Consider the following 17,924-nt stretch of genomic DNA (forward strand, 5'->3'; position numbering starts at 1 on the left):
CTTCGACTACCGTCAGCGTGATAGTAGAACTAACATTTATAAGAACATTAATTCTTAACCGTTGCCACTTTGTTTTTTATAGCGTAAGTCATCTTTAAATCATGAAGCACATTTAAAGCTTCTTCTATATAAACATCTTTAGCTAAACTTTGGTGCCAGCGGTTACGTTTTTCCTTTAAAACAGAATCTTGTTCCATTAACTGAACCTCATAAGGCAGAGAACTGAATGTTAAATCTGTTTGGTACTCAGAAAGCTTTTCAAAACGTTTTGCCTCTTCTTCATTTAACTCCATAGCTTTTTTGTATTCATCATAATTCAACGAATATACTTCACGATCTCTTATCTTCTTAACCCATTGTGCATTGGCATCAATTAGTTTTAATTGTTCATTTACAGCCATACGCGCTTTACTTTTTTCAATCGTAGAGTCGTAATCAAAGTAATTTCCCCAAAGATTATAATCAACCGCATCAATTTTATCCCAAGGCAATGGGTTTTCCTGATCTTTTTCTCCAATATTAATATAGCTGTAACGGTCTGGCACTACAACATCACTCTTAACTCCTTCTAATTGTGTAGAACCACCATTAACTCTATAAAATTTTTGAGTTGTAAATTTTAAAGCACCTAAATCTCCATTAGAGTTGTTTCTTACCAATCTATTTAAATCCAATACATTTTGCACTGTGCCTTTACCATAAGTTTGCTTACTTCCTATAACAATAGCACGTTTGTAATCTTGCATTGCTGCAGCTAAAATTTCAGAAGCTGAAGCCGATAGCTCATTTACCAAAATTACTAAAGGTCCATCCCAAACAATAGATTTGTCTTTGTCCTTTAAGACCTCCTTAGGCTCACCAGTAGTTTTAACCTGTACAATAGGTCCATCTTCTATAAACAATCCAGCAATGTCAACAACAGTTTGTAAGGATCCTCCACCATTATTTCTAAGGTCTAAGACCAATCCTTCTATACCTTCTTGTTTTAGTCTTATTATTTCTTGTTTTATATCTGAAGCAGCATTTCTCTTGTTATAATCTTCAAAATTGATATAAAACTTAGGCAAATTAATAACACCAAATTTCTTGTCGTCTTTGATAACTGTAGAAGACTTAGCATATGTTTCTTCTAATTCTACAATATCTCTTGTTATCGATATATCCTCAATGGTTCCGTCTACTTTCTTAAGTGTAAGTACTACTGTGGTTCCTTTTTCACCTTTGATAAGTTTTATGGCATCATCTAAGCGCATGCCAACGATGTTTACAGCTTCCTTCTCGTTTTCTTGTCTAACTTTAAGAATTTGATCACCAACTTCTAGTTCGTTTGCTCTCCAAGCTGGACCACCACTAATGATTTCATTCACCATAATTGCATCCATTCGCTTTTGTAATCTTGCACCTATACCTTCAAAATTACCAGACATTGCAACATCAAAACGGTCTTTGTCTTCTGGAGCAAAATAGAATGTATGTGGATCAAACTCTTCTACAATGGCATTGATATAAACCGAAAACCAATCTTTTCGTTGTCTATCATCAATAAAATCGTAAAGCTCATCCAGCGAACGCTTTGTCGCTTCTCTCGCCTCTTCTTCTATTTCTTTTAATGATTTCTTTTCATCAGTATTAGACTTCTCATTTTCAGCAGAAAACACACTTTCAGGAAGCATATTTGATTCTAAGTTTGAATCGCGTTGAGAAATAGCATCGTCATAATTTGCAATAGTTGAAAACTTAAGTTGTTGTCTCCAACGCTCTTTCATGTCGCGCTTATTGGTTACATAAGTTAACTTCTCATAGTCCGAAGAATATTCTTCATCTTTTGAAAAATCGAAAGGTTTGCTTAAAATATCAGCGTAAATCTTCTTTGATTCTTCAATACGTTGTAACAAACGTTGGTGTGTAAGATTAAAAAAAGACACATCATAAGCCTTAATTTGGTCATCAAGCTGATGCTTAAATTCTTCAAATTCTTTTATATCAGACTCATAAAAATAACGTTTAAACGGATCGAGCTGATTCAAATAGTCTTCAAATACATTTTCAGAAAAATCATCGTTTAAATCCTGAGGGTCAAAATGCCCATTATCAAGCACATAAGTAATTAATTGTATTAACAGCTTATCTTTATCAGGATTGTCAAATGTTTTACTTGTAAAGCTACATGAAGCAAATGCTATTAACAATGCAAGTAGCAAAAATTTATAATTCCCTTTCATTTTATCTTAATTTTTTATTTGTATTAAGTAGGCATGCAATATTTCACTAAAATAGAAGAAAAAACCGTGCCATAAAAAAACGAGGCACTAATTTTTTGTTAAAGGTGCAATTACTTAATATTCTTATGCTTTTTAGTATTTTTACTCCATCAAAAAAAAACAAATAATTGCTATATGTCTAAACGCCCTTTAATATTAGTAACCAATGATGACGGTATCACCGCACCTGGCATTAGAGCCTTAATTTCTGTAATGAATACTATAGGAGATGTGGTTGTTGTGGCACCTGACAGCCCACAAAGTGGCATGGGACATGCAATTACAGTAAACGCAACACTCTATCTTGAAAAAGTAGATATTGATGGTAAACAGCTTGAATACAGTTGTTCTGGAACACCTGCAGATTGTATAAAACTTGCTGTGCGTGAGATTTTAGAACGAAAACCAGACATCTGTGTTTCGGGTATTAACCATGGTTCTAATTCCTCAATTAATGTTATTTATTCTGGCACAATGAGTGCTGCCCTAGAAGCTGGTATTGAAGGTATTCCAGCAATTGGTTTCTCTCTTTTAGATTATAATTGGAATGCTAATTTTGAACATTGCAAACCTTTTGTTGAAACCATAACCAAGCAGGTTTTAGAGCATGGTTTATCTGATGGTGTGGTGCTAAATGTAAACTTACCAAACCTAGAAAAAGACAAAATAAAAGGTGTTAAAGTATGCCGACAAGCTAAGGCAAATTGGGTTGAAGAGTTTGATAAGCGTACCAATCCGATGGGACGTGACTATTATTGGCTTGCAGGTAAATTTGTAAATATGGATAATGGTGAGGACACTGACGAATGGGCTTTAGCCAATGGGTATGTATCTGTTGTCCCAGTGCAATTTGATTTAACAGCACATCATGCCATTCAGAAATTAAATACTTGGAAATTAAATTAGTTACTGAAATAAATTCAGCACAATGAAAAAAGAAATTTTAATTGGGTTTGCCGTAGGACTTGTTGCCGCAGCCTTTGGATTGATTATCGCTATACAAATTTTTGGGAAATCGGATGATTGGGGCGAAGTGGTAAGACAAGCCATTACAAATGGTTTTTTAACCAAACTTATGAGTATTGGAGCGTTACTAAATCTTGGAGCATTTTTCTTGTTTTTAAAGAAAAACCAAGACCATAGAGCAAAAGGTGTTTTAATTGCTACTTTATTGGTTTTTATTACAACACTGATTATTAAATTCATGAACTAAATGAAATACTACATCATTGCTGGCGAAGCTTCGGGCGATTTGCATGGTTCCAACCTAATGAAGGCTTTATTGAAACAAGATCCTAAAGCCGATTTTAGATTTTGGGGAGGAGATTTAATGCAATCTGTTAGCGGCGAACTTGTGATGCACTATAAAGAACGTCAGTTTATGGGATTTGCTGAAGTTATCTTTAACCTCAGAAAAATCTTTGGTCATATAAAATTCTGCAAGAAAGATATTGAAACCTACCAACCAGATGTTATTATTTTTATTGACAATTCCGGGTTTAACCTTAGGATAGCAAAGTGGGCAAAAGAACAAGGTTTTAGAACCCATTATTACGTTTCTCCGCAAGTATGGGCTTCTAGAGCTAACCGTGTTGAAAAAATAAAACGCGATGTCGATGCCATGTACTGCATACTTCCTTTTGAAAAGGAATTTTACAAAACGTACGATTACGACGTTAATTTTGTAGGACATCCTTTGATTGACGCTATTGCAGACCGCAAACAAATAGATGAAAACGATTTTAGAAAAACACACCAACTAAGCACCAAACCAATTATAGCTTTACTACCAGGAAGCAGAAAACAAGAAATTACCAAAATGCTTGGAGTTATGTTGAGCGTGGTTGATGATTTTGAAGATTACCAGTTTGTTATTGCTGGTGCTCCTAGTCAAGATTATGACTTTTACAAAAGCTTCATTAAACAGGACAATGTGCACTTTATATCTAACAAGACCTATGACCTATTAAGTATTTCTTTTGCTGCGTTGGTTACTTCTGGAACTGCAACTTTAGAAACTGCATTATATAAAGTGCCGCAGGTAGTTTGCTATAAAGCCAATGCTATATCTTATCAAATTGCAAAACGTATTATTACTTTAAAATTCATTTCACTAGTAAATCTTATTATGGATCGTGAAGTGGTAACAGAACTTATTCAAGGAGATTTAAACAAAAAACGCCTTAAAAAAGAGCTCACAGCAATTTTAAAAACTAAAAAACGCGAACAACTATTTTTAGATTACTACGAATTAGAGCAAAAACTTGGAGGTAGAGGTGCTAGTGAAAATGCAGCTAAGTTGATTTATAACTCAATTAGAAATTCCAATAACTAAATTCCAAATCTCAAAAATTACCAATGAAGCAATTACTACCACTATTATTATTAATACTTTTATTAGGCAGTTGCAAATCCAAAAAATCATATTCAAGTAAAAAAAGGCAAACGCATACCGTTAAAGTCAATACTACAGCAAAGCCTTCTGAAAAAGCCGAAACCATTGCTAATTATGCCAAAAAATTTAATGGTACACGCTATAAATACGGAGGCACAACAAAACGTGGTATGGATTGCTCTGGTTTGGTATATACTTCATTTAACGACAACAATGTTAGTGTACCAAGAACCACTGGAGGTTTATCTAGTTATGGTAGCTGGATTGATGTAAAAGAAGTCAATGTTGGCGATCTCGTTTTTTTTGCGACCAAAAAGAATAGCCGAAAAGTAAACCATGTTGGTATTGTAACAAATGTGAGAACAGGTAACGTTGAGTTTATACACGCCTCAAGTAGCAGAGGAGTAATGATTTCTTCTTTAGCTGAGAAATATTGGTATTTTGCTTTTGTCCAAGCGCGACGAATTTTGTAATCATTTTCTTATATTAGTAACTCATAATCATGAAGTTACTGAATTTTACCATCATAAAACTGACTTTGTGCCTTATGATAGGCATTATTATAGCTCATTATTTTGTGCTTGACTTTAATGCCGTTCTTTTTTCTACAATCGGATTAATTATTTTACTAGGTATTTACTGGTTTGTGCTTAAACAAAAAATTGACAAAGCACCTTATTTTGCTTTGTTAGCCTTTGTGTGCATGATTGGTATTGGGATAACTTCCTATAACATTAAAAATGAAACATTACAACCGCATCATTATACCAACAAACAACTAGATTCATCAACAGCAGCAATCGTTTTTAAGGTGGAAGAACGTCTAAAACCTGATGCCTATAACGACAAATATATCGTTTCGGTAAGTTCAATTAATAATGAAAGAGCTTCTGGACAACTTCTCATAAATATAAGACGAGATTCGACCTCCAAGGTTTTGCCAGTTGATGTGGTTTTGTTTACTTCTACTAACCTTAAAACTATTCAAAAACCATTAAATCCACATCAGTTTGATTATAGTAAGTATTTAGAATTGAAGCAAGTTTACCATCAGCTTTATTTAAAGCCTTCAGAATTGTTGTTGCTTTCAGACGATAAAACAACCATTTATGGTTTTGCCGACCAATTGAGAACTACCATTAATGGAAAACTTGTAAAAGCAGGTTTTAATGATGATACGCTGAGTATTATTAACGCGCTTTTACTGGGCCAACGCCAAACAATAGACAAAAACATTTATAACAATTATGTCAACTCTGGCACCATACACATATTAGCTGTTTCTGGGCTTCATGTCGGTATTCTGCTACTGATTTTAAATTTTATATTTAGTCCATTACTTTATTTTAGGTATGGTAATATTATAAGGCCATTTATCATTGTTACTTTGCTTTGGTCGTTTGCTGTTATTGCCGGATTGTCACCTTCTGTAACTCGTGCTGTGACGATGTTTAGTATTATCAGCATTGCAATGCATATAAAACGACCTACGAATATTTACAACACATTGGCAATTTCCGCTTTTCTTATACTTCTTATTAACCCAAATTTTCTGTTCGAAGTTGGTTTTCAGATGAGTTATTTGGCCGTTTTAGGCATTGTTAGTGTACAGCCAATTCTCTACAAACTTTGGAAACCAAAATTTCTTATAACTGATAAATTGTGGCAAATATTTACAGTAACCTTAGCTGCCCAAGCTGGAGTTGTGCCTATAAGCTTATTTTACTTTCATCAGTTTCCTGGTTTGTTTTTTGTTTCCAATCTTGTAGTGATTCCTTTTTTAGGCTTAATACTTGGTTTCGGTTTATTGGTTATTGCCTTAGCATTATTGAATTTGCTTCCACATTATATGGTTATTGCTTACAGTTTTATCATTGATAGCTTAAATGGGTTTATTGCTTGGGTTGCACAATTTGAAGGCTTTTTGTTTAGAGATATTCCTTTCACTTTACTTCAAGTTATCATATGTTATTTTATTATTGTTTGCTTGGTTCAAATCTATAAAACCAAATTGTTTAATTGGGTAGCTATGTGTTTAATTGGCATTATTAGCTTTCAAGGCTTATTGATTTATAATGACTACCAAACACAAAATGATGCTTTTATTATTTTTAATAAGAGCCGACACTCTATAATTGGTCAGAAACATAATGGTCAGTTAGTCATTCATCATAACCTAGATAGCATAAAGCAGCGCACTGATAATGTTATTAGAAATTATAAAGTCGGTGAATTAATAAATTCCGTCTCAACTGAAGATTTACAGTCTGTTTACCAATATAAAGGCAAAACTATTTTAGTTATTGATAGTCTAGGAGTTTATAACAATATTAGCTTTAAAACTGATTATGTTTTATTACGAAATTCACCGAGAATAAATCTGAATCGCGTAATAGATCGCCTAAAACCAAAACAGATTATTGCAGATGCCAGTAATTACAAATCTTATGTTAATCGTTGGAAATCAACTTGCCTAAAAAGAAAAATCCCTTTCCATCAAACTAATGAAAAGGGAGCTTTTGTAATAAAATAAATACTTTTTATGGTTGTGCTTTGGCTAATACAACTTGTTCTCCTTGCTTTTCTACGATTTTACCATAAAAGGCTTTGAAATCTTTATAGTCATCAGGCAGTATCATAGGGTTATTAATATCTAATTGCACTTTTAATTGCAAATATCTGCCGTTTTCTTTGGCTACATATACAAACTTTACGTTTTCATCTTTAAATGCAATAGCCTCTGATGTTGGTAATGATTCCACAACATAACCTTCAGGAAGCATAATATTAACCAAATATTTATCCTCATAAGGAATTACAAAATCTATTGGATATTGTCTTTCTTCAAGTTTAAATGGATTTTCTTTCATGGCCATAAACAAAAGCGGAGAAAAATACAGCTTATCACCTACCTCATCAACTGCATCCGACAAATCGTACTCATAACTTATCTTAACAGGTTCAGTGATTTCGTTTTTATTTTCAAAATCTATGTCACTAATCCCAAGATTACCTTTATCTTTTTCAAGGGATTTAATATGAGATTCGGTAGTTACTTGAGCGTATTTATCTCTATAACTGTATGCCATATAAGACGTTAAGTTTTTAGCAACTTTTCCTGTAACATTAAAATCATTATCAATTTTTATATTGAGCATTGTGGACTCAACAGACTTAGCATTAGGCATGATGTCAATCCATCTAGAAATACCTCCCTCTTCAATCAATCTTCCTTGCCAATTTAATACACGATAAGGCAATACGTTATTTGTACTGTATTCTTCAGTGGCATCAATCAGTAAATTATTATCACCACTTTGCACATTGCAAATTACATAGTTAAATCCTTCTCTGGTTGGAAACAAAGGAATACCATTATTTCTTGTACTGATTAACACAGGATTTGCATTGACTCCTTGAGATCTAAGCATTGAAACTACCAGCAAGTTAATATCTGCATCATTGCCTTCACCATCTTTGTAGGCAGCTCTGATACCTTTTTGGGCATATTTACCATAATTACCATTCCATTTTACCTTAGATTTCACTAAGCTTTCTACGATACGTGCTTTTTCAAAATCATCTTCCACACCAACCATCAATGCTTCTAAATCATCTTTATAAAAACTAGATTTGGCTAATTGTCCTCCAAAGTCTTCACTATCATATATGGTCTTTGAAACTTCCTCCCAATTTGCTGAAAAAGACTTCTTTAAAACTTTATTAGCATCAAGTATTGCTGTGAGTTCCACACTCATCTTGCTTCGGTAATTATTAATATTTCCAGCATAAGCCTCTTCCCTTAATCCTGGTATATTAGTTTCGTTAACATCTAAAATATCTAATCTATATTCAAATGGAACGTTAATGTTTTTTGTTGAACTGTTAAGCTTAGGATAAAACCTCGCCCTAGGGTTTAGTTGCTTGTTATAGGCATAATATTCTGGTGTTGAAATCTTCACATCCAACTTATTTATTGGAATACTGTATTGAAAAATAACATCATCAATACCTATACGAGGTGAGTTGATTGTATATCTATACTCTATTATTGTACCTTCTTTTACATTAGGCATCGTAAATGAGTTTACTTTTAAATAATCATTATAATCTTCCTTAAATTTACCATCACTACTTAGCTTGTCTTTTTCTATTTTACCGTTTACAAGGTTATAGGAAAAGCCTTTTAAGCTACTAATATCTTCATCACTGCTCCCTTTGTACAAGTATATTTTTTTTGTTGCCCAATCAAAGCCATCTTTGTTATAAATTTTGATGCGCTCATGTACTTTTCGCTGCTGCATAAACCCTTGATTGTTTGAATAAAAGAAACTAATCTCTTCATTTCTGTACAATACTGCTGCAGATGCTGAAGAATCTAAAGGATGGTATTTTTCTTCAAGTTCTGCTTTAGAAATTTTGCCAAAATCATAATCTTGACCACTAACTTGGGTAATTGTAAGTACAGTAATTATGGTTAAAAAAAGTTGTTTCATTGCTATTGAATATTGATTGTTTAATGTTTTTATTTTACGACTTAAAAATGTTAATCCTTAATAAGTACAATTTTAGTTTTATCGTGTTTAACAATTTGCTTTCTAAAATCCCTAAACGCTTTATAATCTTCTTTCTCGTAACTTCCTTTATTTAAAATATAGGTTCGTGTGTACTTAATTTTATTGTCTTCCAAGGCTTCAAGTTTAAATTCATACTTACCAAACTTGTTGTCAATGGTCTTGCCTTCTGTCATTGCTTCTAGCTTTAAGTTTTCTGGTAGTTGAATAATAAACTCATCGACATCCTTAAAAGCGCGATCTATTTTAAATTCTAATTTACGCTCGGTATATCGTGGTGGAATATTTGTGACTTTATTAAACATATTAGGCTGAAAAATAAGTCTCGTACCACTTTTTGAAGCGTAATTGGCTGAAGACAACTTGACATTTTCTTGGTAAATAATATTGTCTTTATCATTTTCAATAGCAATATTATCTATTGTTAAGCCATTAATATTGTCCCAATATTCCTGATAATGTAATTTTTGATCTCTTTCAGTTTTTTTCTCTATACCTTCATGAAGATTATACTGAAATCCTGTTGTAGCTATACTAACATCTGCTGTAAAACCACCTGTATCATCTAGGTTAATTGTAGCCATAGTTTTCTGTACGCTATCATCTGCTTCATAAACTTTAGTATGTACAATTTCACCACCTTCTGGCTTTACCAATAACACATCTCTATCATCTGTAAAGCCAGCAATAAAACCAAACGGATTAGTTTGACTTGTACATTCTAAAAATATATTCTCATCTTCATTAGGCACACATAGAATAACGTGATTACCTTCAATTGCGGAAAACTCGTTATCAATACTTCTTATACCATTGCCACCATAAACGACCGTGTAAAAAGATGGTACATCAACCGCTTCTAATAAGGCTTTTGTATAATTAGTTAGTCCTTTACAATCTGCATATCCCAATTTATCCACATCATCAGCCATCATGGGTTTCCAACCTCCAATACCAACTTGTATGCTTATATAACGTGTTTTGTCTTGCATGTATTTGTAGATAATTTTAGCACGTTCTATTTTATCATCAACACCTGCTGTGAGTTGTTTTACTTCTGCAATTCGCTCTTCAGGTATGTTGTCTGTGCCTGTCAATAATTTATCGTACATCCATTTACCAAACTCATTCCAGTTGTTATTTACTCCTTCTACACCAACCATACTAAACGTTTTAAGCGCAACTCTATATCTAGGTAATAAGCTTTTTAATTCAGGTGTATAAGCTTCATATTTAACTCCATTGATATTTTCTGCTATAAAATGATGCTCTGAAACCTCCTGAATATTGAAATCATCAAAGTTTGCCTTTTTACTCTTTATAGAAATACCAGCAGTATTAATTATCTCATATTCGGAATGCTGTACACTTACATAATAATCATCAATTGGCTTCCACTCCGGAAAAAAAGCTGTGTTTTTATGGACTACTTCAGATGTATATTCAACAGTATAAGGGTAATTAATCGGTGTATATTTAAGGTATTTTACGCGATTGTCTTCGTAGATTGAAAAATCACTTACAGCACTAACATCTATAAAATCCCTTTCTTTTATCTTTTTTATTTCATCTCCCATCTCGTCAAAAACACGTGCTTCTATGTCTTGAATCTTTGTATTATCATCATAACCTTCGCCTGCATTGATGTGTCTATTTCCATATTTATTTAAGACTGTAGTAATACGCTTGGTTGTAACTTTTATCTCATCTATACTTTGAATCTCAACTGTTGTTTTTTCGAATCTAACAACTGCGTTAGCTTTAACCTTAAGTTCAGCAGGAACTAACAGAGCGTTATAAACATCATCCGTTTGTGAAAAGCTAAAAAAGAAAATAAAGGTGAAAAAAGTGAAAAGCGTAAATTTTGTAGGAGGCATGCACTTGTTTAATTGCGTTTTGGAATTACAATATAAAAAGGAATATTATCTCTGCAAATAATTACTCTAATATATTTCTCTTGAATTAAAATTTTTCGATAATCGTCTATAAAATTGTGATTTACGAACGCTTTTTAAGGAATTTTGCTCTAAAAAATAAAACCAATAATATTACTAAACACGGAATACCTATATACTTAAATTCACTAAGAATGACATTTATTCCTCGTTCTGAAAAGAACTTTTCTACTCCAATTGGAGATACTTTAATCCCTCTCCAAGGGAAAAAATATCTTGAATTCTCAAAAGGAATAAAAAAACCGACTCCTTCACCACCAGAGGTCATTGCATCTAAAAGTCCGTGGGAAATAGTTGAAAGAAATAAAACAATGAGATATATAAGCTTTTTGCTTTTTCCGAAAACAAACGCTAATAAACTGCTCCAAATTAAAGCAAAGAAAATAGAATGCGTAAACCCTCTATGACCAAAAGGATGAGAATAGCTAACACCAAAATTAAATGCTAATACATCTAAATCTGGTAACATTGCCGAACCTATTGCTAAACACAATAACAACTTACCAGACTTATAATCTATAAGCTTTGAGGTTGTATATGCCACCAGTCCATGACCAAAAATTGATGCCATTATTCCCTGTTCTTAGAATCAATAATTATAGTCACTGGGCCATCATTAACTAAATGAACTTTCATGTCTGCACCAAAGGCTCCAGTTTGTATTGCTTTACCAAGCTCTGACTGTAGTGTTTTTATAAAATCTTCATACAACGGAATAGCAACATCTGGTTTTGCTGCTTTAATATAACTTGGTCTGTTCCCTTTTTTGATACTTGCATGAAGTGTAAATTGACTCACCAAAATAACATCACCTTCAACATCTAAAAGTGATGTATTCATCACTTCATTTTCATCTGGAAAAATGCGTAGGTTTACAATCTTTTTGCAAAGCCAATCAATATCTTCTTGTGCATCCTCATTAACAATACCCAATAAAACCAAAAGGCCTTTTTTAATGGATGCAACTTCCTTTTTATCTATAACAACTGAAGCCTCTGAAACTCTTTGTATAATTACTTTCATTCATTATCCCAATTATCGGTTCTATAATGTTCATCTTCTCCTTCTAAAATTTGAATATAACTTCTATATCTAGAATAGGAAACTTCATCAGTTTCCAAAGCGTCTTTAACAGCACATTTTGGCTCTTTAAGATGTAAACAGTTATTGAATTTACAATCTTGTTTTAGTTCAAAAAATTCAGGAAAATAATCACCAACTTCTTCTTTTTCCATATCCACAATACCAAACCCTTTTATACCAGGTGTATCAATAATTTTAGCTCCAAAACTTAAATCGAACATCTCTGCAAAAGTTGTGGTATGTTGGCCTTGCATGTGTTGCTCTGATATAGCTTTGGTTTTTAAATCTAAAGAAGGTTCTATGGCATTTACCAATGTAGATTTGCCGACACCAGAGTGACCAGCAAACATACTTACTTTATCAACCATCAGAGCTTTAACCTTGTCAATATTCTCGCCTGTAGTTGCGGAAATATTTATACACTCATAGCCTATTTTTTTGTAAATACTTGTTAGGTATTTAACCTCCATTAATTTTTCCTCATCATAAGTATCAATCTTATTGAATAATAAGACGGTCTTTACAGCATAGGCTTCTGCCGTTACTAAAAAGCGGTCAATAAAACTGGTAAATGTAGGTGGATTATCTATTGTAATTAGGAGAAATACCTGGTCTATATTTGAAGCAATAATATGGGTTTGCTTAGACAGGTTTACCGATTTGCGCACAATGTAATTTTTGCGTTCTTCGATACGGTTAATGACTCCCGTTTCAGTATTATTTTTTGTTTCTAATTGAAACTCTACATTATCGCCAACAGCGATGGGATTGGTACTCTTTATACCTTCTAACCTAAAACGTCCTTTTATGCGACATTCATAAAATTTGCCGTTTAAGGTTTTTACAGTGTACCAACTGCCTGTAGATTTATATACTGTTCCTATCATACTTTTAATGTATAACAAAGAAACGATTTTAAACTAAAATATTTCTTAAATTAGAAGTATTAATCTTAAAACCATTCTCATGAAAAAATTCCTATTATTTTTCGGGTTGCTCATTGCTGGCTTTATTTCTTTTTCATTCATCAATCAAGAACAGCCGCAAGCAGAAATAGAATACAAAGTTATAACAAGCGTCGAATCTATTGTATCTAATGGCTTAGGACGCTCTCGTTTAATTTCATCTAATGTTGATAGAAATTTCGAAGAATTTACTTCAGAGCAATCTGAGGAAGACAATAGCAGAAATAAATCCAAACGTGGTGACATACGTGTTAAGGATTTTGAAGAAACCAAATTGTTGAACTTTTATAATATAGGTGGTATTCGTTTCCAAAATATTGTAGCCAATGATGCTCTTGTTAGCTCAAAGCTTACAGCAATGGCGAAAGAAGGTTGGGAGCTCATGTTTATTAATAGTGCTGTGGAAAGCGATAGTGGTAAAGATGATGGACAAGGAATTTTTGTAACACGATATACTTTTAAAAGGATAAAATCGAAATAAAAAAGGCTCGCAAATTGCGAGCCTTAAATTTTAATGATTTATAATCTTTTCTTGGTGGTTAATCGATTCTTGGTGAATTGCTTTAAACACGCGTAGAATAAATTCTTCACTTAAATTTTTCTCTTCTCCTTGAAGGATCATTTTTCCTAAAATCTCATTCCAACGTTTGGATTGTAAAACGGCAACATTGTGCTCCTTTTTTAACTGACCAATATCGTCAGCAACTGTCATACGCTTGCCCATCATTTCTATTAACTGGTGGTCAATAACATCTATTTGGGTTCTTAGCGTGTTGATTTTATTATTGTATGCCTTGTCATCACCCACTTCCTTACGGATTTTTAAATCTTCAGTGTATTTTATTAAGGTCTCTGGTGTAATTTGCTGAGCCGCATCACTCCATGCATTATCAGGATCGTGATGAGTTTCTATCATTAGTCCATCGTAATTTAAATCTAAAGCTGTTTGGCTTAAATCGAAAATAATATCGCGTCGTCCTGCAATATGTGATGGGTCTAAAATTAATGGTAAATCCGGAAAACGGTTCTGTAAATCTACAGCTACTTGCCACTCTGGATTATTTCTGTAACGTGTTTTTTCATAGGTAGAAAACCCTCTATGAATAACACCTAAATTTTTAATGTCTTGTGTATAAAAACGCTCTACAGCACCTAACCACAACGACAAATCTGGGTTTACAGGGTTTTTGATTAATACAGGTTTGTCTGTTCCCTTTAAAGCATCAGCAATATCTTGAACTATAAAAGGACTAACGGTTGTCCTAGCACCTATCCAAAGGATATCTACATCGTGTTTTAAGGCTAATTCTACATGGTTGGCATTAGCAACTTCCGTAGTAATCTTCATACCTGTTTCTTCTTTTGCTTTTTGAAGCCATTTTAAGCCAAGTGCGCCAACTCCTTCAAAATTTCCTGGACGAGTTCTTGGTTTCCAAATACCAGCTCTAAAAACCGTAGCATCACTATCTTTTAGCTGATGTGCTATTTTTAATACTTGCTCTTCTGTCTCTGCGCTACATGGTCCTGCTATAACTAGTGGATGATCTAAGTTATATGCGTCTAACCAATTTCTTAATTCTTTCTTATTCTCCATACTGCTATTAATCTTCTTTTCTAATTTTACTTTTAATTTTTATGAGGTTTCGACTGCGCTCAACCTGACATTTTATTTTATTCCGTTTAATATATCTTTTATATGATTTGTGGTTTCCATTTCTTTATAAACGGCCTCAAAATCACCATTTTCCATAAGCTCTTTAAAATGCTTTAGGTTAGTTATGTACTCATCTAAAGTCTCTATAACATTCGTTTTGTTTTGCTTAAAAATTGGTGTCCACATTGCTGGTGAACTTTTTGCCAAACGTACCGTACTTTCAAATCCACTACCAGCCATATCAAAAATATCGCGTTCATTTTTTTCCTTATCAATCACAGTTTTTCCAAGCATAAATGAACTGATGTGCGATAAATGCGATACATAAGCAATATGCTTATCGTGAGCCTTGGGATTCATATAACGAATACGCATTCCTAAATCTGAAAACAGCTTCAATGCTTTTTCTTGCAATTTGAATGCGGTTTCTTCTACTTCACAAATAATATTTGTTTTGTTTTTGTACAGTCCACGAATAGCTGCTTTTGGTCCTGAATATTCCGTACCTGCAATAGGATGCGCTGCTAGAAAGTTTCTGCGTTTCGGATGACTTTGCACCTTAAGACAAATATCTTCTTTGGTGGAACCAACATCAAAGACAATTGCTTCATCTGAAATCTTATCTAAAACCTTAGGCAAAACCTCTAAAGTTGCATCTACAGGAATAGCTATTATGACCAAATCTGCCTTATCTAATTCTTCAAAATTTGACTTTTTGTCTATTATACCCAAACTCATTGCATCGTCTAAATGCGCTTTGTTCTTATCGATACCATAAATAGTACAAGAAGTATGCTGCTGTTTAATATCTAATGCAAAGCTGCCTCCAATTAATCCTACTCCTACAATACAAATATTTTTCATTCCCATCTGTCTCTTTGAGACATTTAACTCTTTCGTTAATACTTACTTATTTGATTCGTTGAATCTTCGATTTCCCAAAGGGAAGAAAATCACTATTAAAATTTTTACCTATACAAATTTCGACTGTAACTTGTTTTCTCATTATATTCTTGCGATTGCTTCTTTTATTATTTCTACTGGCGCACATAACGAAAACCGAACATAACCTTCACCATTACTACCAAATACTGTTCCTGGCGCAATAAAAATTGAATATTCTTTTAAAACCATATCTGTAAATTCTTCGGATTTAATTTTCGGTGGCAATTTTGCCCAAACAAACATACCTGTGGCAAATTCATCATAAGTGCAGTTAAGTTTTTCGGCTAATTTCCATACCAATTCACGTCTTTGTTCGTAAACACTATTTAAACTTACAAACCACATATCTGAACATTTTAAAGCTTCAATAGCTCCTTTTTGAATGCCATAAAACATTCCAGAATCCATATTGCTTTTTACTTTTAAAACTGCATTAAGATGCTCATAGCTACCTACAGCCATTCCTACTCTCCAGCCTGCCATATTAAAGGTTTTACTGAATGAGTTAAGCTCCAAACACACATCTTTAGCATTCTTGTAGCGCATAATGCTAATTGGCTTTTCATTGAGCACAAAACTGTAAGGGTTATCGTTTACAATGAGGATATTATGACGCTTTCCAAAAGCAATAACCTCATCATAAAATTTGTTAGGTGCATTGGCTCCTGTTGGCATGTGTGGATAATTTACCCACATTATTTTTACTTTACTTAAGTCTAATCGTTCTAAAGCGATAAAATCTGGCAACCAATTATTGTCTTCTTTTAAATCATATAATATTGGCTTTGCTTCTAAAAGTTTGGCTACTGCAGAATACGTTGGGTAACCTGGATTTGGTACTAAAACCTTATCACCTTTATTTAAAAACGCCATAGAAATATGCATTATACCTTCTTTACTACCAAGCAAAGGCAACACTTCTGTCTGTCCACTGAGATTAACCTTATAGCGGTTTTTATAAAAGTTTGCTATTTCATCTCTAAGTTCTGGTATACCTTGATAGCTTTGATATTTATTTGCGCCTTCATCATCTAAACTATCTCTCAACAACATTGTTGCTTTAAAAGGTGGCTCTAAATCCGGACTACCAATACCTAAATTTATTATTGGCTTTCCTTGGGATTTTAAAAACGCAACTTCTCTCAACTTTTTAGAAAAGTAGTATTCTTCAACATGCTTTAAACGTTTGGCAACTTCAATCATAATCTTGCATTTTTATATTCGCCTAACACTTTAAAATTCTGTGCCATTAATTGCATGATGGAATGTGCTTTTTCATAGTCTTTATAGTCTTCAAAGGTGACATCAACAAAAAAGGCATATTTCCAAGGGCTATCTATTTTTGGCAAGGATTGAATTTTGGTTAGGTTTAATTTACAATCACTCATTACATTGAGTATTGTAGCTAAGCTACCACGTTTATGATCTAATTCAAATTTTAAGGAAGCCTTATTAAGTCCTTTTCGTTCAAGGTCATTATTTTCTCGCTCAACAATAACAAATCGTGTTTCGTTATGTTTTATGGTTTGTATGCTTTTTGCCAATATATCCAGACCATATAATTTTGCTGCTTTTTGACTTGCTATTGCGGCGATACCTTTTATCTTTTGTTCTGAAATTTGCTTGGCAACATCTGCTGTATCCTTGGCTTCAACTAATTTGATATGCGGAAAATCCTTAAAGAACACTTTGCATTGCAGTAAAGCCATTGGGTGCGAATGCACTTCTCTTATAGATGCCATTGTTTCACCTTGCAAGGCCAACAAATTATGCTGAATATCTAAATAGTACTCACCAACGATGTTTAAATTATGGTTATCTATAAGCGCGTAATTTGGTATAATTGAGCCTGCTATAGAATTTTCTAAAGCCATTATACTAAAATCTGTATCACCTTTTAAAAGACTTTCTACTGTACCATCAAACGACATACACTCAATAACATCGGCATTATCATTAAAATAAAGCTGTGCAACTTCGTGATGAAACGATCCTTTAATTCCTTGTATAGCTATTGGCTTTTTCAATATTTTATATTCTTATTATGAGATCCTGAAATTAATTCAGGATAAGTTCAACTATCTATTTTCAA

General features: G+C 33.2%; 16 protein-coding genes. 6 read left to right on the top strand and 10 right to left on the bottom strand.

Annotation, left to right across the window (positions count from 1 at the left end; all coding sequences use genetic code 11):
• Nucleotides 1–47 precede the first annotated feature (47 nt).
• Nucleotides 48–2,222 (bottom strand): carboxy terminal-processing peptidase, encoded by a 2,175-nt coding sequence (locus tag ACFFGA_RS06040; RefSeq protein WP_386061140.1) that lies wholly within the window; start codon nt 2,220–2,222, stop codon nt 48–50.
• 174 nt (nt 2,223–2,396) lie between these two features.
• On the opposite strand from ACFFGA_RS06040, the gene surE reads away from it, so the two are divergent.
• The 5 genes from surE to ACFFGA_RS06065 all read left to right on the top strand — a co-directional run bounded on the left by surE (nt 2,397) and on the right by ACFFGA_RS06065 (nt 7,189).
• Nucleotides 2,397–3,167: a 5'/3'-nucleotidase SurE gene (gene surE / locus ACFFGA_RS06045; RefSeq protein ID WP_386061143.1), complete on the top strand. Its 771-nt coding sequence runs from the start codon at nt 2,397–2,399 to the stop codon at nt 3,165–3,167.
• A gap of 22 nt (nt 3,168–3,189) precedes the next feature.
• Complete coding sequence (locus tag ACFFGA_RS06050) at nt 3,190–3,474, top strand: hypothetical protein (RefSeq protein ID WP_386061146.1); 285 nt, start codon at nt 3,190–3,192, stop codon at nt 3,472–3,474.
• The gene (gene lpxB, locus ACFFGA_RS06055; protein WP_386061149.1) at nt 3,475–4,596 is read left to right on the top strand and encodes a lipid-A-disaccharide synthase; all 1,122 of its coding nucleotides are present in this window, start codon (nt 3,475–3,477) and stop codon (nt 4,594–4,596) included.
• 23 nt (nt 4,597–4,619) lie between these two features.
• Nucleotides 4,620–5,129, top strand: coding sequence for a C40 family peptidase (locus ACFFGA_RS06060; protein ID WP_386061152.1), 510 nt, complete (start codon nt 4,620–4,622; stop codon nt 5,127–5,129).
• Between the two features lie 74 nt (nt 5,130–5,203).
• Complete coding sequence (locus tag ACFFGA_RS06065; protein WP_386061155.1) at nt 5,204–7,189, top strand: ComEC/Rec2 family competence protein; 1,986 nt, start codon at nt 5,204–5,206, stop codon at nt 7,187–7,189.
• Nucleotides 7,190–7,196: 7 nt separating this feature from the next.
• Here the strand turns inward: ACFFGA_RS06065 and ACFFGA_RS06070 are convergent, their stop codons facing one another.
• The 5 genes from ACFFGA_RS06070 to rsgA form a co-directional block, all read right to left on the bottom strand.
• Complete coding sequence (locus ACFFGA_RS06070; protein ID WP_386061158.1) at nt 7,197–9,152, bottom strand: DUF3858 domain-containing protein; 1,956 nt, start codon at nt 9,150–9,152, stop codon at nt 7,197–7,199.
• 50 nt (nt 9,153–9,202) lie between these two features.
• Nucleotides 9,203–11,107: a DUF3858 domain-containing protein gene (locus tag ACFFGA_RS06075; RefSeq protein ID WP_386061161.1), complete on the bottom strand. Its 1,905-nt coding sequence runs from the start codon at nt 11,105–11,107 to the stop codon at nt 9,203–9,205.
• Between the two features lie 121 nt (nt 11,108–11,228).
• Complete coding sequence (locus tag ACFFGA_RS06080; RefSeq protein WP_386061164.1) at nt 11,229–11,756, bottom strand: metal-dependent hydrolase; 528 nt, start codon at nt 11,754–11,756, stop codon at nt 11,229–11,231.
• Nucleotides 11,756–12,208, bottom strand: coding sequence for a D-aminoacyl-tRNA deacylase (dtd, locus tag ACFFGA_RS06085; RefSeq protein ID WP_386061167.1), 453 nt, complete (start codon nt 12,206–12,208; stop codon nt 11,756–11,758). The genes ACFFGA_RS06080 and dtd overlap by 1 nt, the downstream gene beginning before the upstream one ends.
• Nucleotides 12,205–13,155 (bottom strand): ribosome small subunit-dependent GTPase A, encoded by a 951-nt coding sequence (gene rsgA, locus ACFFGA_RS06090; protein WP_386061170.1) that lies wholly within the window; start codon nt 13,153–13,155, stop codon nt 12,205–12,207. The genes dtd and rsgA overlap by 4 nt, the downstream gene beginning before the upstream one ends.
• 79 nt (nt 13,156–13,234) lie before the next feature.
• Here rsgA and ACFFGA_RS06095 point away from each other — a divergent pair, with 79 nt between their 5' ends.
• Nucleotides 13,235–13,714: a hypothetical protein gene (locus ACFFGA_RS06095; RefSeq protein WP_386061173.1), complete on the top strand. Its 480-nt coding sequence runs from the start codon at nt 13,235–13,237 to the stop codon at nt 13,712–13,714.
• A gap of 30 nt (nt 13,715–13,744) precedes the next feature.
• Here ACFFGA_RS06095 and ACFFGA_RS06100 read toward each other — a convergent pair whose 3' ends face one another.
• The 4 genes from ACFFGA_RS06100 to ACFFGA_RS06115 form a co-directional block, all read right to left on the bottom strand.
• The gene (locus ACFFGA_RS06100; protein ID WP_386061176.1) at nt 13,745–14,827 is read right to left on the bottom strand and encodes a chorismate mutase; all 1,083 of its coding nucleotides are present in this window, start codon (nt 14,825–14,827) and stop codon (nt 13,745–13,747) included.
• 72 nt (nt 14,828–14,899) lie between these two features.
• Nucleotides 14,900–15,751, bottom strand: a complete 852-nt coding sequence (locus tag ACFFGA_RS06105; RefSeq protein WP_386061179.1) for a prephenate dehydrogenase — start codon at nt 15,749–15,751, stop codon at nt 14,900–14,902.
• Nucleotides 15,752–15,892: 141 nt separating this feature from the next.
• Nucleotides 15,893–17,035, bottom strand: coding sequence for a pyridoxal phosphate-dependent aminotransferase (locus ACFFGA_RS06110; RefSeq protein ID WP_386061182.1), 1,143 nt, complete (start codon nt 17,033–17,035; stop codon nt 15,893–15,895).
• A complete protein-coding gene (locus tag ACFFGA_RS06115; RefSeq protein ID WP_386061185.1) occupies nt 17,032–17,859 on the bottom strand; it encodes a prephenate dehydratase in 828 nt (275 codons plus the stop codon). Before ACFFGA_RS06115 ends, ACFFGA_RS06110 begins: the two co-directional genes overlap by 4 nt.
• Nucleotides 17,860–17,924: the final 65 nt, after the last annotated feature.

Origin of the sequence: Winogradskyella pulchriflava, from assembly GCF_042434315.1 — a bacterium.
GTDB classification, from domain to species: Bacteria; Bacteroidota; Bacteroidia; order Flavobacteriales; family Flavobacteriaceae; genus Winogradskyella; species Winogradskyella pulchriflava.